Origin of the sequence: Wolbachia endosymbiont of Frankliniella intonsa, assembly GCF_029856955.1 — a bacterium.
GTDB lineage: Bacteria > Pseudomonadota > Alphaproteobacteria > Rickettsiales > Anaplasmataceae > Wolbachia.
On sequence record NZ_CP097148.1, the window covers coordinates 321,252 to 344,658 of the forward strand.

20 protein-coding genes, 2 tRNA genes and 12 pseudogenes are annotated in these 23,407 nt (G+C 34.1%); 17 read left to right on the forward strand and 17 right to left on the reverse strand.

Annotation, left to right across the window (positions count from 1 at the left end):
• Window positions 1-92 precede the first annotated feature (92 nt).
• Window positions 93-773 (forward strand): ribulose-phosphate 3-epimerase, encoded by a 681-nt coding sequence (rpe, locus tag M3L71_RS01865; protein ID WP_280143824.1) that lies wholly within the window; start codon window positions 93-95, stop codon window positions 771-773.
• A gap of 100 nt (window positions 774-873) precedes the next feature.
• On the opposite strand, the gene pnp is transcribed toward rpe, so the two are convergent.
• From pnp to truB, 3 genes are read right to left on the reverse strand one after another with little or no spacing between them, the layout of a single operon-like run.
• Window positions 874-3,150 carry a polyribonucleotide nucleotidyltransferase gene (gene pnp, locus M3L71_RS01870; RefSeq protein ID WP_280143825.1) on the reverse strand — a complete coding sequence of 759 codons (2,277 nt, stop codon included), beginning with the start codon at window positions 3,148-3,150 and terminating at the stop codon, window positions 874-876.
• Between the two features lie 14 nt (window positions 3,151-3,164).
• Window positions 3,165-3,437, reverse strand: a complete 273-nt coding sequence (rpsO, locus tag M3L71_RS01875) for a 30S ribosomal protein S15 (RefSeq protein WP_015588069.1) — start codon at window positions 3,435-3,437, stop codon at window positions 3,165-3,167.
• A 7-nt stretch (window positions 3,438-3,444) separates the two neighbouring features.
• A complete protein-coding gene (gene truB, locus M3L71_RS01880) occupies window positions 3,445-4,533 on the reverse strand; it encodes a tRNA pseudouridine(55) synthase TruB (RefSeq protein WP_280143826.1) in 1,089 nt (362 codons plus the stop codon).
• A gap of 154 nt (window positions 4,534-4,687) precedes the next feature.
• Between truB and M3L71_RS01885 the strand changes: the two genes are divergently transcribed.
• The 7 genes and pseudogenes from M3L71_RS01885 to M3L71_RS01915 form a co-directional block, all read left to right on the forward strand.
• Window positions 4,688-4,969, forward strand: a complete 282-nt coding sequence (locus M3L71_RS01885) for a hypothetical protein (protein WP_280143827.1) — start codon at window positions 4,688-4,690, stop codon at window positions 4,967-4,969.
• Between the two features lie 58 nt (window positions 4,970-5,027).
• Window positions 5,028-5,886 (forward strand): annotated as a pseudogene (locus tag M3L71_RS01890) (IS630 family transposase).
• 20 nt (window positions 5,887-5,906) lie between these two features.
• Window positions 5,907-6,026: pseudogene (locus M3L71_RS01895) on the forward strand (IS630-like element ISWpi10 family transposase); the annotation flags it as partial.
• A gap of 303 nt (window positions 6,027-6,329) precedes the next feature.
• A complete protein-coding gene (locus tag M3L71_RS01900; RefSeq protein WP_280144085.1) occupies window positions 6,330-6,518 on the forward strand; it encodes an IS630 transposase-related protein in 189 nt (62 codons plus the stop codon).
• A 24-nt stretch (window positions 6,519-6,542) separates the two neighbouring features.
• Window positions 6,543-6,707, forward strand: coding sequence for a hypothetical protein (locus M3L71_RS08410; RefSeq protein WP_280143806.1), 165 nt, complete (start codon window positions 6,543-6,545; stop codon window positions 6,705-6,707).
• Window positions 6,667-7,011: a transposase gene (locus tag M3L71_RS01910; RefSeq protein ID WP_280143828.1), complete on the forward strand. Its 345-nt coding sequence runs from the start codon at window positions 6,667-6,669 to the stop codon at window positions 7,009-7,011. The genes M3L71_RS08410 and M3L71_RS01910 overlap by 41 nt, the downstream gene beginning before the upstream one ends.
• Window positions 7,007-7,207 (forward strand): annotated as a pseudogene (locus M3L71_RS01915) (IS4-like element ISWpi18 family transposase); the annotation flags it as partial. The gene M3L71_RS01910 and the pseudogene M3L71_RS01915, both read left to right, overlap by 5 nt.
• Here M3L71_RS01915 and M3L71_RS01920 read toward each other — a convergent pair.
• Together M3L71_RS01920 and M3L71_RS01925 are read right to left on the reverse strand one after the other, a co-directional pair.
• Window positions 7,194-7,718: an IS630 family transposase gene (locus M3L71_RS01920; protein ID WP_349292724.1), complete on the reverse strand. Its 525-nt coding sequence runs from the start codon at window positions 7,716-7,718 to the stop codon at window positions 7,194-7,196. The pseudogene M3L71_RS01915 and the gene M3L71_RS01920 overlap by 14 nt on opposite strands.
• Window positions 7,697-8,074: an IS630 transposase-related protein gene (locus M3L71_RS01925; protein ID WP_280143348.1), complete on the reverse strand. Its 378-nt coding sequence runs from the start codon at window positions 8,072-8,074 to the stop codon at window positions 7,697-7,699. Before M3L71_RS01925 ends, M3L71_RS01920 begins: the two co-directional genes overlap by 22 nt.
• 38 nt (window positions 8,075-8,112) lie before the next feature.
• Here M3L71_RS01925 and M3L71_RS01930 point away from each other — a divergent pair, with 38 nt between their 5' ends.
• Window positions 8,113-9,081 (forward strand): lipase family protein, encoded by a 969-nt coding sequence (locus M3L71_RS01930; RefSeq protein ID WP_280143829.1) that lies wholly within the window; start codon window positions 8,113-8,115, stop codon window positions 9,079-9,081.
• 52 nt (window positions 9,082-9,133) lie between these two features.
• On the opposite strand, the gene M3L71_RS01935 is transcribed toward M3L71_RS01930, so the two are convergent.
• The 4 genes from M3L71_RS01935 to M3L71_RS01950 all read right to left on the reverse strand — a co-directional run bounded on the left by M3L71_RS01935 (window position 9,134) and on the right by M3L71_RS01950 (window position 11,535).
• A complete protein-coding gene (locus M3L71_RS01935) occupies window positions 9,134-9,952 on the reverse strand; it encodes a 3'-5' exonuclease (protein WP_280143830.1) in 819 nt (272 codons plus the stop codon).
• Entirely contained in the window at window positions 9,945-10,829 is an 885-nt protein-coding gene (era, locus tag M3L71_RS01940; protein WP_280143831.1) for a GTPase Era, read from the reverse strand. The genes M3L71_RS01935 and era overlap by 8 nt, the downstream gene beginning before the upstream one ends.
• 51 nt (window positions 10,830-10,880) lie before the next feature.
• The gene (locus M3L71_RS01945) at window positions 10,881-11,360 is read right to left on the reverse strand and encodes a hypothetical protein (protein ID WP_280143832.1); all 480 of its coding nucleotides are present in this window, start codon (window positions 11,358-11,360) and stop codon (window positions 10,881-10,883) included.
• A 102-nt stretch (window positions 11,361-11,462) separates the two neighbouring features.
• Window positions 11,463-11,535, reverse strand: a tRNA-Gly gene (locus M3L71_RS01950).
• A 159-nt stretch (window positions 11,536-11,694) separates the two neighbouring features.
• On the opposite strand from M3L71_RS01950, the gene M3L71_RS01955 reads away from it, so the two are divergent.
• From M3L71_RS01955 to M3L71_RS01965, 3 genes are all read left to right on the forward strand, one after another.
• Window positions 11,695-12,315: a ribonuclease D gene (locus tag M3L71_RS01955; RefSeq protein WP_280143833.1), complete on the forward strand. Its 621-nt coding sequence runs from the start codon at window positions 11,695-11,697 to the stop codon at window positions 12,313-12,315.
• Between the two features lie 79 nt (window positions 12,316-12,394).
• Window positions 12,395-12,721 carry a thioredoxin gene (gene trxA / locus M3L71_RS01960; protein ID WP_280143834.1) on the forward strand — a complete coding sequence of 109 codons (327 nt, stop codon included), beginning with the start codon at window positions 12,395-12,397 and terminating at the stop codon, window positions 12,719-12,721.
• A 39-nt stretch (window positions 12,722-12,760) separates the two neighbouring features.
• Window positions 12,761-12,837, forward strand: a tRNA-Ile gene (locus M3L71_RS01965).
• An 849-nt stretch (window positions 12,838-13,686) separates the two neighbouring features.
• Here the strand turns inward: M3L71_RS01965 and M3L71_RS01970 are convergent.
• Complete coding sequence (locus tag M3L71_RS01970; RefSeq protein ID WP_280143835.1) at window positions 13,687-14,061, reverse strand: hypothetical protein; 375 nt, start codon at window positions 14,059-14,061, stop codon at window positions 13,687-13,689.
• 146 nt (window positions 14,062-14,207) lie between these two features.
• Window positions 14,208-14,423 (reverse strand): hypothetical protein, encoded by a 216-nt coding sequence (locus tag M3L71_RS01975; RefSeq protein ID WP_280143836.1) that lies wholly within the window; start codon window positions 14,421-14,423, stop codon window positions 14,208-14,210.
• On the opposite strand from M3L71_RS01975, the pseudogene M3L71_RS01980 reads away from it, so the two are divergent.
• Window positions 14,417-15,423 (forward strand): annotated as a pseudogene (locus M3L71_RS01980) (IS630 family transposase). The gene M3L71_RS01975 and the pseudogene M3L71_RS01980 overlap by 7 nt on opposite strands.
• Before the next feature lie 17 nt (window positions 15,424-15,440).
• On the opposite strand, the pseudogene M3L71_RS08545 reads toward M3L71_RS01980, so the two are convergent.
• Window positions 15,441-16,179, reverse strand: a pseudogene (locus M3L71_RS08545) (IS3 family transposase); the annotation flags it as partial.
• 314 nt (window positions 16,180-16,493) lie between these two features.
• Here M3L71_RS08545 and M3L71_RS01995 point away from each other — a divergent pair.
• From M3L71_RS01995 to M3L71_RS02005, 3 pseudogenes are all read left to right on the forward strand, one after another.
• A pseudogene (locus tag M3L71_RS01995) lies at window positions 16,494-16,679 on the forward strand (IS4-like element ISWpi18 family transposase); the annotation flags it as partial.
• Between the two features lie 309 nt (window positions 16,680-16,988).
• Window positions 16,989-18,317: pseudogene (locus tag M3L71_RS02000) on the forward strand (IS4 family transposase).
• Window positions 18,318-18,391: 74 nt separating this feature from the next.
• Window positions 18,392-19,728 (forward strand): annotated as a pseudogene (locus tag M3L71_RS02005) (IS110 family RNA-guided transposase).
• A 227-nt stretch (window positions 19,729-19,955) separates the two neighbouring features.
• Here the strand turns inward: M3L71_RS02005 and M3L71_RS02010 are convergent.
• The 4 genes and pseudogenes from M3L71_RS02010 to M3L71_RS02025 form a co-directional block, all read right to left on the reverse strand.
• Window positions 19,956-20,339, reverse strand: a pseudogene (locus M3L71_RS02010) (transposase); the annotation flags it as partial.
• Window positions 20,318-20,695: an IS630 transposase-related protein gene (locus M3L71_RS02015; RefSeq protein WP_280143223.1), complete on the reverse strand. Its 378-nt coding sequence runs from the start codon at window positions 20,693-20,695 to the stop codon at window positions 20,318-20,320. The pseudogene M3L71_RS02010 and the gene M3L71_RS02015, both read right to left, overlap by 22 nt.
• Before the next feature lie 43 nt (window positions 20,696-20,738).
• Window positions 20,739-21,413: pseudogene (locus tag M3L71_RS02020) on the reverse strand (IS4 family transposase); the annotation flags it as partial.
• A gap of 107 nt (window positions 21,414-21,520) precedes the next feature.
• Window positions 21,521-21,844 (reverse strand): annotated as a pseudogene (locus tag M3L71_RS02025) (Rpn family recombination-promoting nuclease/putative transposase); the annotation flags it as partial.
• Window positions 21,845-21,956: 112 nt separating this feature from the next.
• Between M3L71_RS02025 and wmk the strand changes: the two are divergent.
• Window positions 21,957-22,851, forward strand: a pseudogene (gene wmk, locus M3L71_RS02030) (WO male-killing family protein Wmk).
• A 50-nt stretch (window positions 22,852-22,901) separates the two neighbouring features.
• On the opposite strand, the gene tnpA reads toward wmk, so the two are convergent.
• Complete coding sequence (tnpA, locus tag M3L71_RS02035; RefSeq protein ID WP_280143336.1) at window positions 22,902-23,336, reverse strand: IS200/IS605 family transposase; 435 nt, start codon at window positions 23,334-23,336, stop codon at window positions 22,902-22,904.
• Window positions 23,337-23,407: the final 71 nt, after the last annotated feature.

Consider the following 23,407-nt stretch of genomic DNA (forward strand, 5'->3'; position numbering starts at 1 on the left):
TACAAAAATTTCTAAATGAGGATTAATATAGTATTGGGATGACAGAGTTTAAAAAATAAGTTACTTTTTTTATTTTTGGTAAAAAGTAGTCTATGGGTATTAAAATTGCACCTTCTATACTTTCAGCAGACTTTGCAAAATTAGGAGAGGAAGTAAAAAGAATTAGCGACTTGAATGTAGATTATATACACATAGACGTTATGGATGGAAATTTTGTTCCAAATATTACAATAGGTCCGAATGTTATCTCTGCGATACGTAAATATAGCAATCTTCCTTTTGATGTACACTTAATGATTAAATCTCCTGGTAACCATATTGAAAGTTTTATAAATACTGGTGCTGATATTATCACTATACATGCAGAAGCAGAGATACATCTTGAGAGGCTAGTAAGAAAGATAAAATCATACAAAGACATAAATCATACAAAAAAAACAATACGAGTTGGAGTTTCAATTGTTCCTTCAACTTCTCCAAGCGTGCTTGAATATATAATACATGAGCTAGATATTGTACTAATTATGACAGTCAATCCTGGATTTGGAGGACAGGAGTTTATTCATTCGCAGTTGAGTAAGATATCTACCGTGAGGAAAATGATACAGGACCGTAATCTTAAAACACAAGTTTCAGTAGATGGTGGAGTTAACTTTTCTAACGCAGCTGATATAATAAAAGCAGGTGCAAATATATTAGTTGCTGGATCAGCAATATTTAAAGCTGAAGACATGAAAAAGGCTGTAAACGATCTTAAAAATCTTTCGTTATAACCCTACAGATAACACAAACCATTTTTGTTATCTTGTCAGTTTTAAAAATTTCTATTATCCCAGTGCTTCGACACTGAGATAATAGAAAGTAAGTTAAACCTCAATAGAAACCTGATGATGAGTCATTATTACCAAATTTTGGTCTGTTTCTATTACTAAAACCAGAACGAGGACGAGTAGGTCTATTACTATGATAATTATCTCCAGGTTTTTTATTAAACGAGTTGTTATAATAATTATCCCTATTATTTAAACCATCTCTCCTTTCTTCATTGTAAAGCTTACCTTCAAAAAATTCACCTGTTTCTTGATCAACACGACGTCTTGATAATTTTGGACATCCACCTTTTTCAAAGTCAATTATCAAAGCTTTGAAGGTATCACCCTGTTTAAGTATATCCTCAATGGACTCTACATGTTGATTAGCTACCTCGCTTATATGCATTTTTCCTTTTCTTCCATTAAGAAGTTCTAGCTCTACAATATACTTCTCTATCTTTACAACTTTAGCATCAATTATAGAACCTTGTTCTAGCTCTGTTATTGAATCAATCATCATATTCTTTGCAGCTTCAGCTTCAGTACTACTAATGGCAAAAACAGAAACTTTACCGTCATCCCCTATTTCAATTTTTGCATTACTTCTTTCACATACACTGCGTATATTTTTTCCTTTAGTACCAATAGCTGCAGAAATTTTATCTTTATCTATATAAAACGATAACACTCTTGGTACATGATCTTTTATATCCTTACGATGTTCTGAAATTACTGCATTCATTTTTTCTAAGATATGTAATCTTCCGACTTTTGCTTGTTCTAAAGATTTTTCAACAATTTCAAAGCTTATACCAGGAATTTTCATATCCATCTGCAGTGCTGTAATCCCTTCGCTAGTTCCTGCTACTTTGAAGTCCATATCACCAAGATAGTCTTCATCGCCCAGTATATCAGAAAGTATTATATGCTCATTTTTGTCTTTGATGAGACCCATAGCAATTCCTGCAACAGGAGCCTTTATTGGCACACCTGTATCCATTAATGCAATGGAAGTTCCACAAACTGTTGCCATAGAAGAAGAACCATCAGATTCCATAATCTCAGATACTACCCTTATTGTATAAGGAAATTCAGATTTATCAGGTAAAACAGGATGAATTGCTTTCCAAGCAAGTTTACCATGACCAATTTCTCTCCTTCCTGGTGCGCGTATAGCAGAAGCCTCTCCAACAGCAAATGGAGGAAAATTATAATGCAACATAAAATGTTCACGTCTATCCCCTTCAATGTCATCCACAATTTGCTCATCTTGTGTAGTACCAAGAGCAGTAACAACTAGTGCCTGAGTGCTACCCCTTGTAAATAGCGCAGAACCGTGAGTCTTGGGTAGAATGTCAGCCTCAATTTCTATCTGGCGTATTTCATCATACTTACGGCTGTCTATCCTCACACTTTTCCTTCTAATCATTTCACGCACTAAAGATCTTTCAAAGCTTTTTACTGCATAAGTAATTAACTTTTCGTCTTTTCCAGCCTCTTTAAGAGTATTCAATATATTATTCCTGACTACTTCTAGAGCTTGAACTCGCTCTTGTTTTACTGTTTTTGAATATGCTTCTTCAAAGTCTTTTCGATATTTTTCAAGTTCTTGAGTTATATCTGATATATCAACAGGAGCAAAGCTTTCAGGTTTATTGCCTACTGTATCAGCAAATTCTTTTATAAGCTTAATAACAGGTTGAAGATGTTCATGGCCGAATTTTATTGCACTCAAAACATTTTCTTCAGAGAGCTCTTTGACTTCCGATTCGACCATTAAGATCGAATTTTCATCACCAGACAAAAACAGATCCAAGTTGCTTGCTTTCATCTCTTGAACGGAAGGATTGAGTATATAATTGTTATTTTCATCACAACCGACCATGACTCCAGCTATAGTAAAGTGGAAAGGAACACCAGAAATTGCAAGAGCTGCGACGGTACCTATCAATGCTGGTACTTCAGGAGAATTGACTGTATCGTAAGTTAGTAGATTACATACTACACTAATTTCATCATGAAAACCTTCAGGAAATAACGGCCTTATACTTCTGTCTATTACTCTTGAAATTAAAGTTTCTCTATCAGATGGTTTTCCTTCTCTTTTAAAAAAACCACCAGGAATCTTACCCATGGCATAACTCTTTGCAATAAACTGCACATTTAAAGGGAGAAAATCAACACTTTCTTCCTTCTTTTCTCGTACAACAGTCACTAAGATAGAAGTATCTCCATAATTTACAACTACTGAACCATCAGCTTGACGTGCTATTTTCCCAGTTTCTAAAGATAAGGTACGCCCCTCCCAATCTATAGATTTTTTTATAATTTCAAACATACAAAATTCCTCGATTATTTTCTAATGCCTAACTTCTCTATTAACTCTTGATAGGCTTCATTACCAAATTTACGTTTTATATAATTTAAGTGCTTGCGCCTTCTACCTATCAATATAAGTAAACCGCGCTTAGAATTATGGTCATGCTTATGCGTTTTAAAATGCTCAGTTAAATTACTGATTCTCTCGGTTAAAATTGCACACTGTACAAAAGATGAACCTGTATCATCTTCTTTAATTGCATATGTACTAATCAAACTTTTTTTCTTTTGGGATGTTATTGACATCTAAACCTCATTTCAAAATATTAAAAACACGAATAGGCTTCACATAACCATGAGTAAAACTGCAAATTGCAATAGGTACATTACCCACTATCGTACAAAAAATATCATAATTCTTTAAATTACGCAAGTTATTTAATATAATTTCTTGACCTTTTCTGATTTTCTCCGCTTCCTCTAAGGAAATTTCAACTTTGAACATCGATTTTAAAGCCGATTCAATGGGGATGATGAAACTTTTTGTATTACCTCCTGTCACTACATCATCTTCTGCCATCCCACCTCCCTCTGTTATCCCACCCTCCGATGTCATCCCAGTGCTTGACACTGGGATCAAGCCTATTTCATCACGAACATTGTTTTTTACATATGCTCCTAGAATCTTTTGTCCATTACATGATTTGTAAGTATTTGTATCCAGTGTCAAGCACTGGGGAGAGTAAGTTGTTGTGTTTTTTTTAGTAAGTTGCTCAATTGTCACTGATTCATCTTCCTTAAAATCACCTACCATCGTTCTTCTTAATTGTGTAATATGTCCAAAACAATTTAATTCAATTCCAAGATCTCTTGCAATTGATCTTACATATACGCCGCTACCGCAGATCATAGAAAAATCGGCAATATTATTTATGGTGTCCAAAAATATCATCTTTAGTTCATGTATTTTGACTTGTCGAGGTTTTATATTTACCTTTTGCCCACTTCTTGCTAATTTATATGCTCTTGCTCCCTTGATTTTAACTGCTGAAAATTGAGGAGGAGTTTGTGTTATCTCACCAATAAAATCCTTAATCACACAATTTATTTGGTTATATTCAGGTTTTATATTGCTAGTTCTAATAATATCACCATCTAAATCGTCCGTAGTTGTTTGCTTTCCCCATTTGATTGTGAAATTGTATGCCTTTAAGTCACAAGATAAATACGGTATAGTTTTTGTTGCTTCACCAAGAGCGATCGGCAATACACCTGAAGCCAAAGGGTCAAGTGTTCCCAGATGGCCGGATTTTTTTATTCCAAAAATCCTTTTAATTTGAGTTACAGCTTGTGCAGAACTCATTCCTGTTGGTTTATCAAGATTCAGCCAGCCATTTACCATGTATCAATCTTACATAATTAGTAACAATTTAGAAAGTAGATAAAATATTAAGTTGTTAATACAAATGCTTGACTAGTGTGCATTCTTAATATATAATTAACTTTTTATAAACCTTAATTAGGAGGAAGTGATTATGATTACAAGTATATGGAAATTGAAAAATATAGCACCCATAACGAAAATGAGTATTGAAGGTACAGTTGCAACTGCATCTTTAGCAGCAGCAATAACAACAGTATTGATTGCTACTAAAGTAATTGCTGGACCTACGTCTTTAGCGCTTATTGCTAGCCCTGCTGGAATTGCAGTTCTATTTATTGCCGCTGTATATTTTGCCGCAGCAGCTTATGCTTCATATCAGCAAATGATTGCAATAGAAAATGCTAAGGGTGAAAAGGGTGAAAGAGGCGAACAAGGACCTCAAGGTACAGTATAGCTCTTTTCATAATGGTCCAAACGGTTTAAAATAAGAGTTTATAGTAGTGAAGGTAAGTATGCCAGCAGCATATAGTTATGATTTAAGAAAAAAAGCAATGGAGGTACTAGACGAAGGGGAAAGCAGAGAAACGGTAGCAGCAAGATTTAAAATTGGAAGAACTACATTATGGGAGTGGCAGCAAAGAAAAAAAGAAACAGGAGATTTTCAGTCGAAAAAACTTGGAAATGGAGGTTATAATCATAAAATTACCGACTGGAATAAATTTACTGAATTTGCCAAAAAAACATGGTGGAAAAACTCTATCGGAAATGGCTAAGCTTTGGAGTAATGTTAGTATCCCAACGATTCATCTAGCTCTTAAAAAAATTGGACTCACACGCAAAAAAAGACATATGGATACAAAGAAAGGAATGAAGAAAAACGTGCTGAATTTTTGAAAATTATAGCAACGAAAGAACCTCAAAACTTAGTATATATAGATGAATCTGGTATTGATAATACCGAAGACTATCCCTATGGATATTCTCAGAAAGGACAGCGATTTTATGCCCTAAAATCTGGAAAGAAAACTCAACGAATTAGCATGATTGCAGCTCTAAATAGTAGAAAAATAGTTGTTCCGTTAACATTTGAGGGCCATTGTAATATGGATATCTTTAATAAATGGTTTGAGCAGTTTTTGACACCGATTTTGGAACCTGGACAAACTGTTATCCTTGATAATGCTACTTTTCATAAGTCTAATAAGATTACTGAACTTGCTAAAGAAGTTGGTGCTGAAATTTTGTATCTTCCTACGTATTCCCAGATTTCAATAAAATTGAGCATCATTGGTTTGCTATAAAAATAGAGCTAGGAAAAACATCCCTCTATTCACATCTTTTCGTCATGCTGTTGATTCTGCTTTTCTATGAACTTTCCGGACTATTATGAAAAGAGCTATATCTACGATACCATAGGTTTACTTGAAGATGTTTTGTGTAATTTTATTGTCAATATTTCCAGTACTACTATTAAACGAGTTTGTAATGTTTCTTATTTGTTCCGTCAGTAATGGATTTTGGTATGAAGACCTTCATAACTTAGCACGGTGGTTGAAAAAGTGTAAAGTTACAACAGTATAGTATTTCCCAAAGCAAATGATAAAGGTATAATAAAGTATTTGAGTTATAATGGCATATAGTGTGGATTTAAGGAAAAGGCAGTATTGATGATAGAAAAGGGAAGACAAAGGTTGAGATAGCAGAGCTCATGGAGATAGGAATAGCAACTCTGTACCGCTGGTTAAAAAAAAGCTGCTGGTGAAAGCTTAAAGCCATCTAAAAACGGTAGCTTTATTCGAAAAATAGACCCAAAAATACTCGAAGAATATGTTACAAAGAATCCAGATCATACTCTGGCAGAGATGAAACAAAATCTTGGATTTGGAATAAATTCAATTTGGTATAGACTAAAACAGCTAAAAATTACTTTAAAAAAGTCACACTATATCAAGAGCGCAATCAAGAAGATAGGCAGCAATTTATTGATAAAATCTCAAAAATAGAACATTCCAGCATCTTATATATAGATGAAGCAGGAGTTGATAATAAGTTATACCGAGAATATGGACGTGCTCCAAGAGGAAAGAAAATTTATGCAGATGTTCCAGGAGAACTCGAGAGAGAATCAGTATAGTAGCCGGGTGGATTGGAATGAGATTTATTGCACCAATGACTTTCAAAGGTGGGTGTGAAAAAGAGGTATTCAATATATTGTTGGAGAAGATGTTATTACCTAAATTGCCACTTGGCACAACCATAGTTATGGATAATGCTACATTTCATAAGACCACTAAAACAAAATCATTAATAGAGTCTTTTGGCTTTCATGTGCTGTATCTTCCAACATATTCACCAGATTTGAATCCCATAGAACACTGTTGGCATACCATCAAAAGCCGCCTCAGACCTCTAATGTATAAATGTACAGACTTACAACTTTTGGTTGGTAATACCATAATGGAAATTTATCCATTCATTTTAGAAAATACTATATGAGGTTGATTTAGCGATCGGTATGCTTGAATCCATAAAATCAGACGATTTGTTAATCTGTGATAGAGGATACGTATCTTATCGATTTCTTGCTGAGCTTACAGGAAGGAAAATCAATTATATAATTCGCTGTTCAAGTTCGTCTTTCAATGAAATAAACGCTATGTTTAAGCCGGAAAGACCATCTAGTACGGTGGTATAGTATTTTCTAAAATGAATGGATAAATTTCCATTATGGTATTACCAACCAAAAGTTGTAAGTCTGTACATTTATACATTAGAGGTCTGAGGCGGCTTTTGATGGTATGCCAACAGTGTTCTATGGGATTCAAATCTGGTGAATATGTTGGAAGATACAGCACATGAAAGCCAAAAGACTCTATTAATGATTTTGTTTTAGTGGTCTTATGAAATGTAGCATTATCCATAACTATGGTTGTGCCAAGTGGCAATTTAGGTAATAACATCTTCTCCAACAATATATTGAATACCTCTTTTTCACACCCACCTTTGAAAGTCATTGGTGCAATAAATCTCATTCCAATCCACCCGGCTACTATACTGATTCTCTCTCGAGTTCTCCCTGGAACATCTGCATAAATTTTCTTTCCTCTTGGAGCACGTCCATATTCTCGGTATAACTTATTATCAACTCCTGCTTCATCTATATATAAGATGCTGGAATGTTCTATTTTTGAGATTTTATCAATAAATTGCTGCCTATCTTCTTGATTGCGCTCTTGATATAGTGTGACTTTTTTAAAGTAATTTTTAGCTGTTTTAGTCTATACCAAATTGAATTTATTCCAAATCCAAGATTTTGTTTCATCTCTGCCAGAGTATGATCTGGATTCTTTGTAACATATTCTTCGAGTATTTTTGGGTCTATTTTTCGAATAAAGCTACCGTTTTTAGATGGCTTTAAGCTTTCACCAGCAGCTTTCTTTTTTAACCAGCGGTACAGAGTTGCTATTCCTATCTCCATGAGCTCTGCTATCTCAACCTTTGTCTTCCCTTTTTCTATCATCAATACTGCCTTTTCCCTTAAATCCACACTATATGCCATTATAACTCAAATACTTTGTTATACCTTTATCATTTGCTTTGGGAAATACTATAGCTCAAAGAGTATACAAAACTGAATTTGAAATTGTAGAAGATTTTGAAATTGTTCCATCTACTGAAAAAATGTATAAAACTAGAGCTGAACTCATCAGCGAAGGTTATGAAATTATTCCATTTGGTAATAGCTTTGAAAAAGACTCTGGTCATGTTTTCATAAAAGATAAAGAAATAACAATAGCTTACCACGGTACTCGTCTGAGCCATGGTGCAAATGATGGACTTACTGATATAAATGTACTTTTTACTACTTCAGAATTTTTACCTGAAGGTGGAAGAATGCATAGAGGATTTTATAATTCATTTACGGATTCATGTCCTAATCTTTATGGCATTTTGAAATCTCATGCTGAAAAACAAGGATCAAAAATCAAAGATTTTAAAATTAATCTCACAGGTCACAGTATGGGAGGAGCTATTGCCAAGATAGCTGCTTTATGCCTAAACAAAACAGAAGGAGCTGAAGATGTCCATGTTGCAACTTTTGGTGATCCACGAGTTTTTGATCTTACTGCTAGTGAATTTTATAATGATGTTCTTCAAGAAAAAACCATTAGAGTAACTCAACATAGACAAGACCCAGTACCAGCGGTATCACCTGGTATTTGTGGTTATGCTCATGTAGGTGCACAATTGAGAATATCAGTACCTGAAGGATATTTTGTTCATCAAATGGATGTTTATCATGAAGCCATTAAAATAATGGATGAAAATGACTTCCGATCAAACAATAACGTTTCTCTCTTTTACTACCCTTCGAGAATATTAAGCCGAATTAACTGTGCAGTTTTAGGTAACGTTCAATATTATGCTGCTAATTTAGGTAATTATATCCTTGGTGGACAAAACTTTTTCGAAGAAGTAAAAAATAAAAATTTTTCTCAGCTTGAACAAGCAGAAGTTAAGCAGATAGGATATGAGGATTCCTTGTCTACTGCAAGGAGTTTATAACTATTATTATGGAGCAGTTAATAACTGCTCCATAATATCTATTCATTTAAATTCAAATATAAAAGTTTTCACCACTAGTTATTTTCCATTCTTCTTTAAATTTCTTTAGGTGTTCTTTTTTTTCGCATTCTAAAAGCAGTTCTTCTATGCTCTTATTATAGCTTTCTGTAGTAATTCTTCCTTGATGATGCATAAACCTCAAATAAATCAAATAAGTGTTAATCACATCTGTTTCACAATAATCGCGAATCTCTTGTATTTTGCCACTATCATATAAGTCCATAACTTGTGAACCATCAACTCCAATCTTACCGGGAAGATTAAATGCTGCGCAAACTTCGTTCATCTTCATTCTTGCAGAAGCTCCAAAATCAGAGAGAGATTCAAGCAAATCACAATGCCAATCACTACTGTACCTCTGATTGTAACTATTCCACTTATCGCCAGCTTTGTGAAAATATTCTCCTTGAATGCCATGAACCATAGAACGGTACTTCAGTACCGGTATATCAAAAGTGCGTCCATTGAACGAAACTAGTCTTGGCTTTTTCTCTGATATGTAGTTAAAAAATCCCTTTACTAGCTCTTTTTCATTGGAGTTTACTGTGCCTCCAGATCTTATTTCTTGTAGTGTGAACATTTCATAACCGCTCTGGCGTGTTATATTACAAAGTAAAAAACTAATGACTACAACAAGCTGGAAGGGCTGACGCAGAAAAGAGTTTTGCCCGTTTGTTATTTCAAGATGATATTTTGTTAATGCGTTCCTCTTTTCTTCTACACTGCTATCATCACTAATATTTAGTAAATTCTTGCAGGAATTTACATCTGGTATAGTTTCAATATCAAATACCAACAAAGAATTAAGCATTACTTATATATTCCTCAGGGCGATCAGTCCAAGGTCGCACTTTTACGAACAAAAAGAGATGAACTTTACACTCAAATAACTTTTCCAATTCTGTACGCGCCTCGATATTAATTTTTTTTATGCTACTGCCGTCTTTTCCTAGCACTATTTTCTTATGATTATCTTTCAATACAAATATGATCTGTTTTATGACTAAACTCTTATCTTTTTTTTCCTCAAATTGTTCGGTTATAACAGCTGTAGAGTATGGCAATTCTTCACGTAGGTTCAAGAATAACTTCTCTCTTGTAATTTCTGCTGATAAAAAATCAGCTGAGGAATCGGTTACTTGATCTTCTTCATAGAACCAAGGGCTTATCGGTGCAATTTCAGACAAGTAACTAGTCAGATCAGAAAGTCCATCATTCTTCAGTGCCGATATCGTAAAAATTTTTTCAAACTTATAAAGTAAATTTAGGTGCTCATGTGCCATCTTGAGCTCTGATTTCTTTACTAAATCAGTTTTATTGATAACCAAAATGCACCTGCCTTTTGTGCGCTCCAGTCGTGCAAATATCGTTTTTATTCTTTCTATATTTTTTAGGTAATTGTTTACATCAACAAGCAACAAAGTAATGTCACTATCCTTAACTGCTCCCCATGCAGATTTGACTAAAGCTTTTTCAAGATTTGTTTCTGCTGAAAACACTCCCGGAGAGTCAGTAAAAACAATTTGCGCATTGTTGGATATAGCGACACCCCTTACCTGCGTCCTTGTTGTCTGCACCTTAGGAGTGACAATTGCAATTTTCTTGCCTACGATGCTGTTAATTAGCGTTGACTTTCCAGAATTTGGCAAACCAGCTATCGTTACAAATAAGCATTTTTCTTCTTTCACAAAGGAAATTATAAAGAAAACTAAACGTTAACGTCAAACAACTTTTTTTAATTATTCTTTAACTAGCCCGTTTTCTTCCTCTTTTGAAGAAAAACATTTTCCAACTTTTTCAACTATAGGTGATATAATATAATCATTCACTTTTTCAGCTATTGGTTCAATAACACAAACTGTTACAAATACCCCTGCCATTACTGCTATGGGTGCTATCACCGCACCTGCTAAAGCTGCTGATACCATTCCAAGCATTGCACCAGGGAAAACAGCAGTTGCAGCTGCAGCAAGACCAACTCCAATTGCAGTACATACAGAACAAAAACAAGCAGTCCGAAAAAAGACTTCTTTGTAGAGTCTTCTATTAGAGATTATCCGACATGCAAGTAAGGCTACCGGAACCGCAGCAATAATTCCACCCATCACCAAAGGTGACAGAGCTGTAAAACTGAGCGCTAAGCCTGTAAGTGCTCCTAGTGCTCCTATTGATGTAGCTATACCTAAGGCAAATAACATTTCTTTGGTCTTGTTGTCCATATAATCCTCCTAAATAATAATTTTCTAAAAAACTTTTAGATACTTTTAGTATAGCTGAACTAGTTGAACAGGGGAAGTAAATTTTTTATGTTAAAATTAAAGAGCGGGAGAAGGGGTTCGAACCCTCGACCTCAACCTTGGCAAGGTTGCGCTCTACCAACTGAGCTACTCCCGCAGTTAAATTCTGCTTAGATTCTACTTCTAATTATAGGTACATATTACAATTTGTAAACCCTACATGCATGAAAATCATGAGAGCCAATTTTCTATGATCTTTTCGTATACTTAAAACTCATTTTTGATTATTATATGTGTCATAAAATATATTAAATTTATGAGAATATTTGTACATAAAGATGACTTGCCAGCCAGTGCAACACCGAGAGATGTAAAATCTATAGCTGTTGATACAGAGGCAATGGGGCTACTGCATAGCAGAGATAGATTATGCCTTGTTCAGCTCTCTTTCAATGATGGCAACGCTCACTTAGTTCAATTCAAAAACGATTATACAGCTCCAAATTTGAGAAAAATATTAGAGGATAAAAATATAACCAAAATATTTCACTTTGCGCGATTTGATGTGAGTATAATACATTACTACCTTCAAACTTGGGCACTGCCTTGCTATTGCACGAAAATAGCCTCACGTTTAGTTCGCACCTACACAGATAATCATAGCTTAAAAGAGTTGTGCTTAGAACTACTTGATATAAAATTAAATAAGCAACAACAATCTTCTGATTGGGGAAATGAAAATTTAACAGACAAGCAAAAAAGTTATGCTGCATCTGATGTTTTATATCTCCATAAAATAAAGGAAAAGCTAGATTTAATGCTAGAACGTGAAAATAGAAAAGAATTAGCCGAAAAGTGCTTTGAATTTCTTCCTACTCGTATTGAGCTAGATTCAATGGGTTGGGGGAGTGTAGATATCTTTAATCATCATATGTAATCACTTCACTTGAATCCAGAAAAATTTAGTTGATCAGCTGTTAATTGATACGCTATATTTATAAAAATTTAGGTATTTTATGAGTGATGATATTAAAGCGGTAAATGATCAAAATTTCGAATCTGAAGTTGCTAACCACAAAGGATTTGTGCTGGTAGATTTTTGGGCAGAATGGTGTGGACCATGCAAAAGTCTGATGCCACGTATCGAGCAATTGGCTGAGGATAGAAAAGGCAAGATCAAGATCTGCAAGTTCCACATAGATGGAGAAACTGAGGTGCCAAGTAAGTATGGAGTTCAATCTATACCTACTTTAATCATATTTCAAGATGGTAAGGAAATTGCACGCAAAATTGGCGCAATAAATGATTTACACAGTTGGGTTGATAGTGAAATAAGCGAGTAGACAAATTTCCTTTTGCGTGTATTATAGGTGTTGATAAAAGGGATTGTAGCTCAGTCGGTTAGAGCAGTTCGCTCATAACGAATTGGTCGTAGGTTCGAGTCCTACCAATCCCACCACTATTGATACAATTGCAAGGCCTACTCTCTTAGATAAGCTTTTTGCCTTATTAAAGTACTTGGTTGTTAGTGTTTGAAAACTCCATGATATTAGATTCCTTGCATAACTGGAATTCAAAAGTTCCAGCGCGGTTTTCTTATTGGATCTCAGCTGGGATAACGCCTGGTTATCAAAGAAATCTATTGTCAAAAAAAATTACTTCCGCGTATTTTGAATCTGATTATAATGACAATTAGAGATATTTTAAGAGCTCAAATTTGTCTGAAGACTTTCAATTAACTTTTCAATAAAAAACGTAGCGTATCTTTTTCAGCGTATACACACTTCTGTCATATGTGCGCTGCATTTTTTTTCTAATTTATACAGGAGGATTTTATGTCCAGAATTCCAGATATTTGACCTTTACCTTAGCTAATAAAAAACAACTGGCGCCTTTGGTTTTTATAAAGAAAATCTAGGAAATAACCAAAAACTGTTTCCAGGCATAAATTTGCCATGTATACCTAAAAAGTAATGATATTAACATAATGTTCATATTTGTATGCTAATATTAATATTATTTAAATTGAAGAATATTATGGAACAACAAGCATCAAACAAAGAGAAAGGGATTAATTTTAGACAGAATCAATGTAGGCAGAAATGCTATATCCACACAAAAAAAATGGACAGATCCTGACTGCCTAAACAAATGCCTTGATAAGTACAGTTCTGAAGTTTTTAAACCTTATTCACAAGTTAGTGAGAAATTAGCAGCTAGTGAAAACAATCTCTATGATGAAAGCACAAAATTATCACTTATGGCAGATACTCTAGATGCAATGTTTTTTTAATCACAAAAGAAACACTTATTTCAATATTTGCGGGGATGTTAGCTTTTGAGGTATACTCTGACTTATTGAATAATTCTTTAAATTGGTAAAATACTGTTTCTTTTCCTCTATTTCTTTTTCACTATTCTTTTCAAATATCACTTCTGTTTTTATCTCTTGATTGAGCGAGCCCTTCTTTTCAAAATAATTATCTGTGGATTCTAAAAAGAGTGAAATCAGCTCAGGAATAGTGTATTTATGTTCACTTGATGAGCACAATTCTGTAATCGGAGAAAAGTGAATATCATCTGCCTTAATAGGTAGTAACGATAGAAACTTATTCCAGCATTTTCTCATTACTCCAACTTCAGGTTCAAGGTTTTTTATTTTAGCTAAGTTGGCATGCTCCATAAAAAACTCTTTGTATTGCTCAAAACCTTCAAAAGTTTCTTTTTTCTGATAATTTTTTTTCCTATGACTTTTTTCTATGTCGGCAATTTTATACCAATTCCCGCTATAGAAAGAACAGATAGAGAATAATGGGGAAAAAAGTCATACTAGAGTAAGTGAAATAGCGAGGTATAAATGGCATTAAGGTCAAAACTATTAGACGAAAGAGTTGTAAATTTAGCGAAAGAAATGTTAAAAAAGGTAAGAAATAACGCATATGTTTCAAAAAAGTTATACCAATTCCCGCTATAGAAAGAACAGATAGAGAATAATGGGGAAAAAGTCATACTAGAGTAAGTGAAATAGCGAGGTATAAATGGCATTAAGGTCAAAACTATTAGACGAAAGAGTTGTAAATTTAGCGAAAGAAATGTTAAAAAAGGTAAGAAATAACGCATATGTTTCAAAAAAGTTACAAGCGGTGATAGCAGGAAAAGAAAGTAGTATAAGCGCTGTGGCAAGAATATGTAAAATTTCAAGGACTGCTTTGACTGAATGGATAAAGCATCTAAAATTTGGTAGAGTAGAAAAATTATTTGCCCCGTTTCAGCGGAGAAGAAAAAGCAAATTAAACAAAAATCAACGTGAGCAAATTGAAATATGGGTAGAAAGAAATCCAAATATTACTATTAAGGAAGTACAAATAAAAATCTCAGAGGAATTTGCCCTAAACATCAGCAAATCAACAGTGCACCGTGAGATACAAAGGATGAAATTTTCTTACATAACACCGAGGCCAATGCACCATAAACAAGATAAAAACAAGCAAGAAGAGTTTAAAAGATACTTCAATAAAATAGTCAATTTCCACCCTAAAAGGGAGGTGTTTTTTTTGATGAATCACGATTTGGGACTCATTCAAAAATCGGACACGGATGGTTTAAAAAAGGGGTCAGAACGCAGGTTAAAATGAAAATTGGTAGACAAAATTTCTATATCTAAAGTGCGGTAAATCCAAGAAGTGGTAAGAAAATCAGCCTACTTGCTCCATATGTAAACACTGATTGTATGAATATATTTCTGGAGCAGATGTCGAAAGATTTAGGCACGAAAGAAGCCTTTCTTGTAATGGATTGTGCAAGTTGGCATAGATCAAAAAGTTTGAAAATTCAGGAAAACATTACCATCATATACTTGCCTCCTTATTCACCGGAACTGAATCCTGTTGAAAGGTTGTGGCAATATATCAAATACAATACTTTACGCAATAGTATCTACGATACCATAGGTTTACTTGAAGATGTTTTGTGTAATTTTATTGTCAATATTTCCAGTACTACTATTAAACGAGTTTGTAATGTTTCTTATTTGTTCCGTCAGTAATGGATTTTGGTATTATTTATTGAATTACTCATTGACCAACCAACTACCATGCGTGAATATAAATCTATTATTGCTGCCAAATATAGCCATCCTTCGTTGGTGTTTATGTATGTAATCCCATATCTTGTTTGGCTGATCAGTGGTGAAATTCTGATCCAATATGTTAGGAGTTATAACTCTATTGTCTGTTTGAAGTTTCTTAGTCTTAAACCTTCGTCTAAGTTGGGCTTGAATGCCATTTTCCTGCATAACATTTTGCACTGTTTTGATGTTATAATTTTTACCTAAAACCTTTAATTCAGCGTGGAGCTCCGTATCTGCATTGTGACGCTTGATATATCTTTTGAATATCTTTTATGAGCTCTTCTCTTGTTGATTTTTTATTACTTTTTTCCTTAGAAATCCATTTATAATAACCACAAGCAGATACGTTCAAAAACCTGCATAGCTCTCTTATTTTACAGCAGTTTTCATGCTCTTTTATAAAAGAATATTTCACTCTTTTTGGTTTTCAAAATATCCCAGGGCTTTTTTTAAAATATCTCTTTCTCTAGTTACTCTTGCCAGTTCTTTCTTTAAATCAAACCGTTCTTTGTCATAAGGATCCAACTTTCCTTTTCCTGGAAACGCGTCTGTCCCAGACATTTTATCATTGTATTTTTTTACCCACCTGCTTAATGAATCGCCGTTAATACCCAGATCTCTTGCTATTTTTGCTGATGATTGACCTGTTTCTTTAAATTTTAAAAAGTTCATGTTAGTCTCCTATAGTGTTAGTGGAATTTACTTTATGGTGGTGTCAGCCTCTTTGGTGTCATCTCAGCGTCCTTTTTCTTGTCATCTAAGTAGCCCTTTCCTTGTCATTCCAGTGCTTGACACTGGAATCTAGTTTCACCTTATGATGGTGTTATTCAAGTAGCCTCTATCCAAGTGCCCCTTTGGTGTCATCAGAGTAGCTGACACTGGGATCACTGCCATTAAGTTAAGGGAAAGTGATGGACTGTATTATAAAATCAGGTAAGATTCACAAATTAAAAGAAGTAATGACATGAGTAAAAAAAAGAATAATCATGTTTATAAAAAATAAATTGATGAGTTTAAACTTTATAAACGCACACAGAGCATCCTCAAAAGACTTCTCACGAAAAAGAAAGCTGCCCTTCATTAATATATTTCTCCTGATTTTTAGAAAGAGTGTAAAGTCATTACAAGTAATGCTTAATGAGTTTGTTCTGCATACAAGCATCGAACAGACAAAATCTGTCAAATCAGAAAGAAACACACAAATTTAAGTTTTTAGTAATTTTCAAGTATAGTTGTAGAGGGAGCGCCTCTGCAGTTATGATCGACATTTTCAATGGTGCCTAAGTGCCCGTATGCAAGCATGGTCTTGGAAGGAACGGTCAAATCATTGATGGAGTCATTTAGACTACCTCGGTTAGGAGATTGTACTATCAACCATACGCGTCAAGTTAAGGAACTGTGGTAATAAACTTAGTGTAAGGAAGAGAAAGAAAAGATATAAGTTCTCTTAAATCTAACAAAGAAAACGGAGAACTTATACAATGAAAAGAATAGTTTGCATCTCAAAAAAGCTCAAAGAATTTTTTAATGAAAAAGCAGATAAAATCTCAGCTACAACAGGGTTCATAAAAAGAAAGAGGAAGCTAAAAGGCTCGTAGTTCATAAAAGCCATCGTTTTGGGTAATATAGGGGTTGATAATTGTAGTATAGAGACAGTGTGTCAATTATTGAATGAAGACTCGATAAATATAACAAAACAAGGTCTGGACTTTAGATTTACCAAGGAAGCAGTGGAATTTATGAAAAGAATGTATAATGAATCTTTAACGTTACTTAAAAATACCTTACAAGTTGATTGCAGAATCTTGAAGCACTTTGGAGGTGTTAAATTATTAGACAGCAGCTACATTAGCTTACCTAACAGTATGGAAGACATGTATAAAGGTTATGGTACCAGCTACAGTGGTTATGAAAGCAATACTAAGTCTGGAATAAAGTTACAATTAGTTTTTGACTACCTAAACCAGACATTAGACCAGCTTAATATAACTGAAGGAATAAGGTCAGATCAGGGTTATAGAAGCCATTTAAGCAATATATCGAACAACGATTTACTAATATCTGATTTGGGTTATTTTGTGCCAAGTTCTTTTAAACACATCAATGAAATAGGAGCTTATTTCATAAGTCGTTATAAATCCGATACTAACATATATGATATAGAGACAGGTCAAAAAATAGATTTACTAGAACATTTGGGAGATCGATCTTTTCTAGAACAGGAGGTATTGTTAGGAAAAGAGACAAGGGTTAAAGTAAGAATTATATTTAAAAAACTAACTGAAGAACAAGCTGTGGCTAGAAGAAGAAAGGCTAATAGGTTAGCAAGATCACATGGATACACATCTTCTCAAAGGAACCAAAAGTTACTAAATTGGTCAATATTTATAACTAATGTTCCAAAAAGTAAGATTAATGCTGAGCAAATACTAGTAGTTTACCGAATAAGATGGCAAATTGAATTATTGTTCAAATTATATAAGAGTAATATAAGGATTGATAAGCTGAGAGGAAAGCCATACAGAGTATTATGTGAGCTATATGCCAAATTGTGTGCAATTCTTATATTTCATGGAATAGTGGGTTGCACAGAACTGAAAAAAAATACGGAGCTTAGCTTAACAAAGGCATTTATTGAGCTAAAAAGACGGGTTAGAGAGTTATTTTTAGCACTAAATAATAAAATTAAAGGCTTAAATATTTTTCTCAAAAAGCTTACCATAACTTGGTCGCAGTTTTCATTAAAAGACAAGTGCAGAAAAACTAGGGTATCCACCTTAACTTCTCTAAATTTGCTCACAATCTCTTAACTCGACGCGTATGGTACTATCAACCGTTCCAAGCTGAAGCGTTTCCCTGTAACAAATTATATGTAGGAGTTAGCATGAAAAAAGCAAAAAGTAAATTAGAAATAGTGAATCCTAATGCAGCAGGAATAGACATTGGTTCAGCTGTACACAATGTGTGTGTACCTGAAGGAGGAGATGAGCAACGCGTTCAGAAATTTGGTTGCTTTACTGAAGACCTTCATAACTTAGCACAGTGGTTGAAAAAGTGTAAAGTTACAACAGTAGCTATGGAATCAACAGGAGTATACTGGATTACTTTATTTCAAATACTTGAGTCATATAAATTCGAGGTAAGATTGGTAAATGCACGGCATGTAAAGAATGTACCTGGTAGGAAGTCTGACGTTCAAGATTGCCAATGGCTCCAACAACTGCATAGCTAAGGACTGCTTTATGGATCGTTTAGGCCAGATAATCAGATGTGTGTATTGCGCAGTTACGTGCGGCAGCGCAGAAATCTCACTGAAAGTGCATCTACGCATATTCTACGTATGCAGAAGGCATTAATTCAAATGAATATACAATTACACAAGGTTATTAGTCATATTACTGGGATAACTGGTATGAAAATCATTGAAGCTATAATTGAAGGCGAAAGAGATTCTGAAAAATTAGCAGAATTCAGGGACGTGCGAATGAAAAATGATCAGTCTACTATTGCAAAAGCGTTAGCTGGTGACTATAGAGAAGAACACTTATTCACGCTAAAGCAAGAATTTGAACTATATAATATTTATCAAGAAAAATAGCAGAATGTGATAGAAATATTGAAGCCTATTATAAAACGTTTGAAACAAAGTCTTGTGAAAGCAAACAGCTAAGTAAGCAAAAGAATAAAAATAGCAAAAGTAAGCCAAGCTTTGCTTTGTATGAGGAACTGCACCGAATCACTGGTATGGATTTCACTAAAATTCCTGGATTTGATGTATTAAGTATACAAACCATAATTTCAGAAGTTGGTATAAACCACAGTAAATGGCCAACAGAAAAGCACTTTTCGTCGTGGTTGGGACTCAGTCCTGCTAATAAAGTTACAGGGGAAAAAGTGTTTAATACAAGAACACGTAAAGTCATTAACCGTGCTGCAAATGCTTTGCGAATAGCTGCTCATTCTGTAGGAAAGAGTAAAAGTGCGTTGGGTGCATACTACAGAAGATTGAAAAAACGACTGGGAGAACCAAAAGAAATAACAGCTACTGCAAGAAAAATGGCATGCATATTTTATAGTATGCTCAAATACGGACAGGAATATGTAGAAAAAGGAATGGAATACTATGAAACACGCTATAAAGATAGAATTGTAAAAAATTTGATCAAAAAAGCGAGGGAATTTGGCTACATATTAGTTCAACAAGAAGAGTTAGTTGAGTGAGTTTCTTAGGAGAAAAGATTACACAATTACGGCAAGTGCATTTACTCAAGCAAGAAAGAAGCTAAAGCATACTGCGTTTTCAGAGTTAAATGATGATATATAGTATTTTCTAAAATGAATGGATAAATTTCCATTATGGTATTACCAACCAAAAGTTGTAAGTCTGTACATTTATACATTAGAGGTCTGAGGCGGCTTTTGATGGTATGCCAACAGTGTTCTATGGGATTCAAATCTGGTGAATATGTTGGAAGATACAGCACATGAAAGCCAAAAGACTCTATTAATGATTTTGTTTTAGTGGTCTTATGAAATGTAGCATTATCCATAACCATGGTTGTGCCAAGTGGCAATTTAGGTAATAACATCTTCTCCAACAATATATTGAATACCTCTTTTTCACACCCACCTTTGAAAGTCATTGGTGCAATAAATCTCATTCCAATCCACTCGGCTACTATACTGATTCTCTCTCGAGTTCTCCCTGGAATATCTGCATAAATTTTCTTTCCTCTTGGAGCACGTCCATATTCTCGGTATAACTTATTATCAACTCCTGCTTCATCTATATATAAGATGCTGGAATGTTCTATTTTTGAGATTTTATCAATAAATTGCTGCCTATCTTCTTGATTGCGCTCTTGATATAGTGTGACTTTTTTAAAGTAATTTTTAGCTGTTTTAGTCTATACCAAATTGAATTTATTCCAAATCCAAGATTTTGTTTCATCTCTGCCAGAGTATGATCTGGATTCTTTGTAACATATTCTTCGAGTATTTTTGGGTCTATTTTTCGAATAAAGCTACCGTTTTTAGATGGCTTTAAGCTTTCACCATCAGCTTTCTTTTTTAACCAGCGGTACAGAGTTGCTATTCCTATCTCCATGAGCTCTGCTATCTCAACCTTTGTCTTCCCTTTTTCTATCATCAATACTGCCTTTTCCCTTAAATCCACACTATATGCCATTATAACTCAAATACTTTGTTATACCTTTATCATTTGCTTTGGGAAATACTATAGTATCGGATTTATAACGACTTATGAAATAAGCTCCTATTTCATTGATGTGTTTAAAAGAACTTGGCACAAAATAACCCAAATCAGATATTAGTAAATCGTTGTTCGATATATTGCTTAAATGGCTTCTATAACCCTGATCTGACCTTATTCCTTCAGTTATATTAAGCTGGTCTAATGTCTGGTTTAGGTAGTCAAAAACTAATTGTAACTTTATTCCAGACTTAGTATTGCTTTCATAACCACTGTAGCTGGTACCATAACCTTTATACATGTCTTCCATACTGTTAGGTAAGCTAATGTAGCTGCTGTCTAATAATTTAACACCTCCAAAGTGCTTCAAGATTCTGCAATCAACTTGTAAGGTATTTTTAAGTAACGTTAAAGATTCATTATACATTCTTTTCATAAATTCCACTGCTTCCTTGGTAAATCTAAAGTCCAGACCTTGTTTTGTTATATTTATCGAGTCTTCATTCAATAATTGACACACTGTCTCTATACTACAATTATCAACCCCTATATTACCCAAAACGATGGCTTTTATGAACTACGAGCCTTTTAGCTTCCTCTTTCTTTTTATGAACCCTGTTGTAGCTGAGATTTTATCTGCTTTTTCATTAAAAAATTCTTTGAGCTTTTTTGAGATGCAAACTATTCTTTTCATTGTATAAGTTCTCCGTTTTCTTTGTTAGATTTAAGAGAACTTATATCTTTTCTTTCTCTTCCTTACACTAAGTTTATTACCACAGTTCCTTAACTTGACGCGTATGCTTTATCAGCCTGTCTTGAGTAAGCTTTAGCAGCATAATATTGGGCGCGTTTCTCAAAGCCCTTAGTTTTAGCGACCTGCATTTCGACTATGACTTGCAGCCCATTTTCATCCCTACAAAGAACATCAACAATGCTTTGTTTTTTAGAAGCAATATCAGGGTCTTGAATAGTACTTAAGAACTCTATATCCTGTATTGTGCTTTTGCCAGTGAAGCCAAGGATATCATTAAGGAAGTGAATAAGAATGTCCTTATTTTTTTCAGTACCAAAGATGCGCTTGAACGATATATCATTCTTGGGATCGAGAAACTTCGAAAGAGCCATGAGAAAGTAAGATAAAAGCATTAATAATTATACACAATTCTGAAGAAATATTCAACTAAAATGCAAACATTTTGTATATCTTTATTTGGTAGTATCAACCTGTATAATATTTATGGCAAATATCTCGATAAGGTATCAGATAGCACAAAAAGTAAGGAGCTGGAGGTTAAAGCGAGGTTATACTACCAAAAGATTTAGCGGGAAAAATCGGCGTAAAGTATCAAATAGTACTACAATATGAAAAAGGAACACGTAAAATTTCGATTGAAAAGTTGTATGCTATAGCAGAGATATTGTCGATTGGTATTGTAGACCTAATTCCTGTATCAAATGAAAAATCCGCCTTGAAGACGAGGAGGAGGAAATTAGTAAGAAAATATAAAACGATTAATGATCAAGAGTTGCGCAAGGTGTTTTACTTGCTAGCAAAATTTACCTGAGTTGGTGAGAAAAGTAGTAGAAAATCGGAAAAATAAAAATTGCAAAAGGTCTGGTTAAAGCAGGAGTTTCTGTTGATACTGTTTCAAAAACAATTGGTCTTTCTGCTAATGAATGTGTTGAAGAAAAAGTTGGTTCTATCTACTACAAAATAGGAAAAAAGATAAAAGAATGGACGGGAATATACTCAGAAGGATTTAGCAGAAAAAATGAGTACAACACGTGATGAAATAAGCAACTATGAGCAAGGACGTGTGGCCATTCCACTGGAAAAATTGTATGCAATAGCAGAAACATTATCAATTAGCATTACAGATCTGCTAATAGAGGAAGATGAGATAGTAGAAAATGAGCTACCTGATTTAATAAAAGAGTACAAAAAAATTGAGAGTCAAGAATTATGCTATGCGCTAATAAAATCTCTGTTTGAAAGCATACAAATTTGCGAAGAAAAAGTGAAAAGAGCAGAAAAGATCAAAGTTGCAAAAGACTTAGTAAAAGAAGGAATTTCTACCGATATTATTTTGCAAATAACAGGCCTCTCTTTAGGCGAAATTCAACAGATTTAAATTCAACCACTATGGATTGAAATCCATAGATTGAGAGAGAGCATGGAATGCTAATTTTCAACTTGAAAGTCACCAAATTTGTCTTCTCTTTTAGAGTGATTCTCAATGTAGTCCTTTATCATTTGATCAGTCACATTTCCGGTAGTCCTGACAAAATAACCAACTGCCCACAAATGATTCCCCCAATATTTTTTCCTTAATTCTGGAAAACTCTGCTGTATTTTTCTCGAGCACCTTCCTTTTATCAGTTGTACTAATTTACTGATACTCAAATATGGTGGTACTGAAACATATATGTGGACATGGCTTGATGCTACTTTACCTCTGATAATTTCTACTTGGTTATCTCTACATACTGCTTGAATTATCTCTCTTGCTTTTAGCCCTATGTCTCCAACAAGAACTGGGTATCTGTATTTAGTAATCCATACTATATGATAAGTGCAATCGTATACCGAATGGCTACTCTTTCTATAATATTTCACATCCCTCTAATTTTTTCACCTTTCAAATTATATTCTTGAAAGGATGGACTTCAAGTCCAGGGTTTTTCTCC

Excerpts from the sequence above, each read along its gene's own strand:
- rpe (WP_280143824.1), top strand. The coding sequence starts at position 93 with ATGGGTATTAAAATTGCACCTTCTATACTTTCAGCAGACTTTGCAAAA.
- pnp (WP_280143825.1), bottom strand. The coding sequence starts at position 3,150 with ATGTTTGAAATTATAAAAAAATCTATAGATTGGGAGGGGCGTACCTTA.
- rpsO (WP_015588069.1), bottom strand. The coding sequence starts at position 3,437 with ATGTCAATAACATCCCAAAAGAAAAAAAGTTTGATTAGTACATATGCA.
- truB (WP_280143826.1), bottom strand. The coding sequence starts at position 4,533 with ATGGTAAATGGCTGGCTGAATCTTGATAAACCAACAGGAATGAGTTCT.
- M3L71_RS08410 (WP_280143806.1), top strand. The coding sequence starts at position 6,543 with ATGAAGCAGGAGTTGATAATAAGTTATACCGAGAATATGGACGTGCTC.
- M3L71_RS01910 (WP_280143828.1), top strand. The coding sequence starts at position 6,667 with ATGAGATTTATTGCACCAATGACTTTCAAAGGTGGGTGTGAAAAAGAG.
- M3L71_RS01925 (WP_280143348.1), bottom strand. The coding sequence starts at position 8,074 with ATGGCATATAGTGTGGATTTAAGGGAAAAGGCAGTATTGATGATAGAA.
- M3L71_RS01935 (WP_280143830.1), bottom strand. The coding sequence starts at position 9,952 with ATGCTTAATTCTTTGTTGGTATTTGATATTGAAACTATACCAGATGTA.
- M3L71_RS01945 (WP_280143832.1), bottom strand. The coding sequence starts at position 11,360 with ATGGACAACAAGACCAAAGAAATGTTATTTGCCTTAGGTATAGCTACA.
- M3L71_RS01955 (WP_280143833.1), top strand. The coding sequence starts at position 11,695 with ATGAGAATATTTGTACATAAAGATGACTTGCCAGCCAGTGCAACACCG.
- trxA (WP_280143834.1), top strand. The coding sequence starts at position 12,395 with ATGAGTGATGATATTAAAGCGGTAAATGATCAAAATTTCGAATCTGAA.
- M3L71_RS01970 (WP_280143835.1), bottom strand. The coding sequence starts at position 14,061 with ATGGAGCATGCCAACTTAGCTAAAATAAAAAACCTTGAACCTGAAGTT.
- M3L71_RS01975 (WP_280143836.1), bottom strand. The coding sequence starts at position 14,423 with ATGCCATTTATACCTCGCTATTTCACTTACTCTAGTATGACTTTTTCC.
- M3L71_RS02015 (WP_280143223.1), bottom strand. The coding sequence starts at position 20,695 with ATGGCATATAGTGTGGATTTAAGGGAAAAGGCAGTATTGATGATAGAA.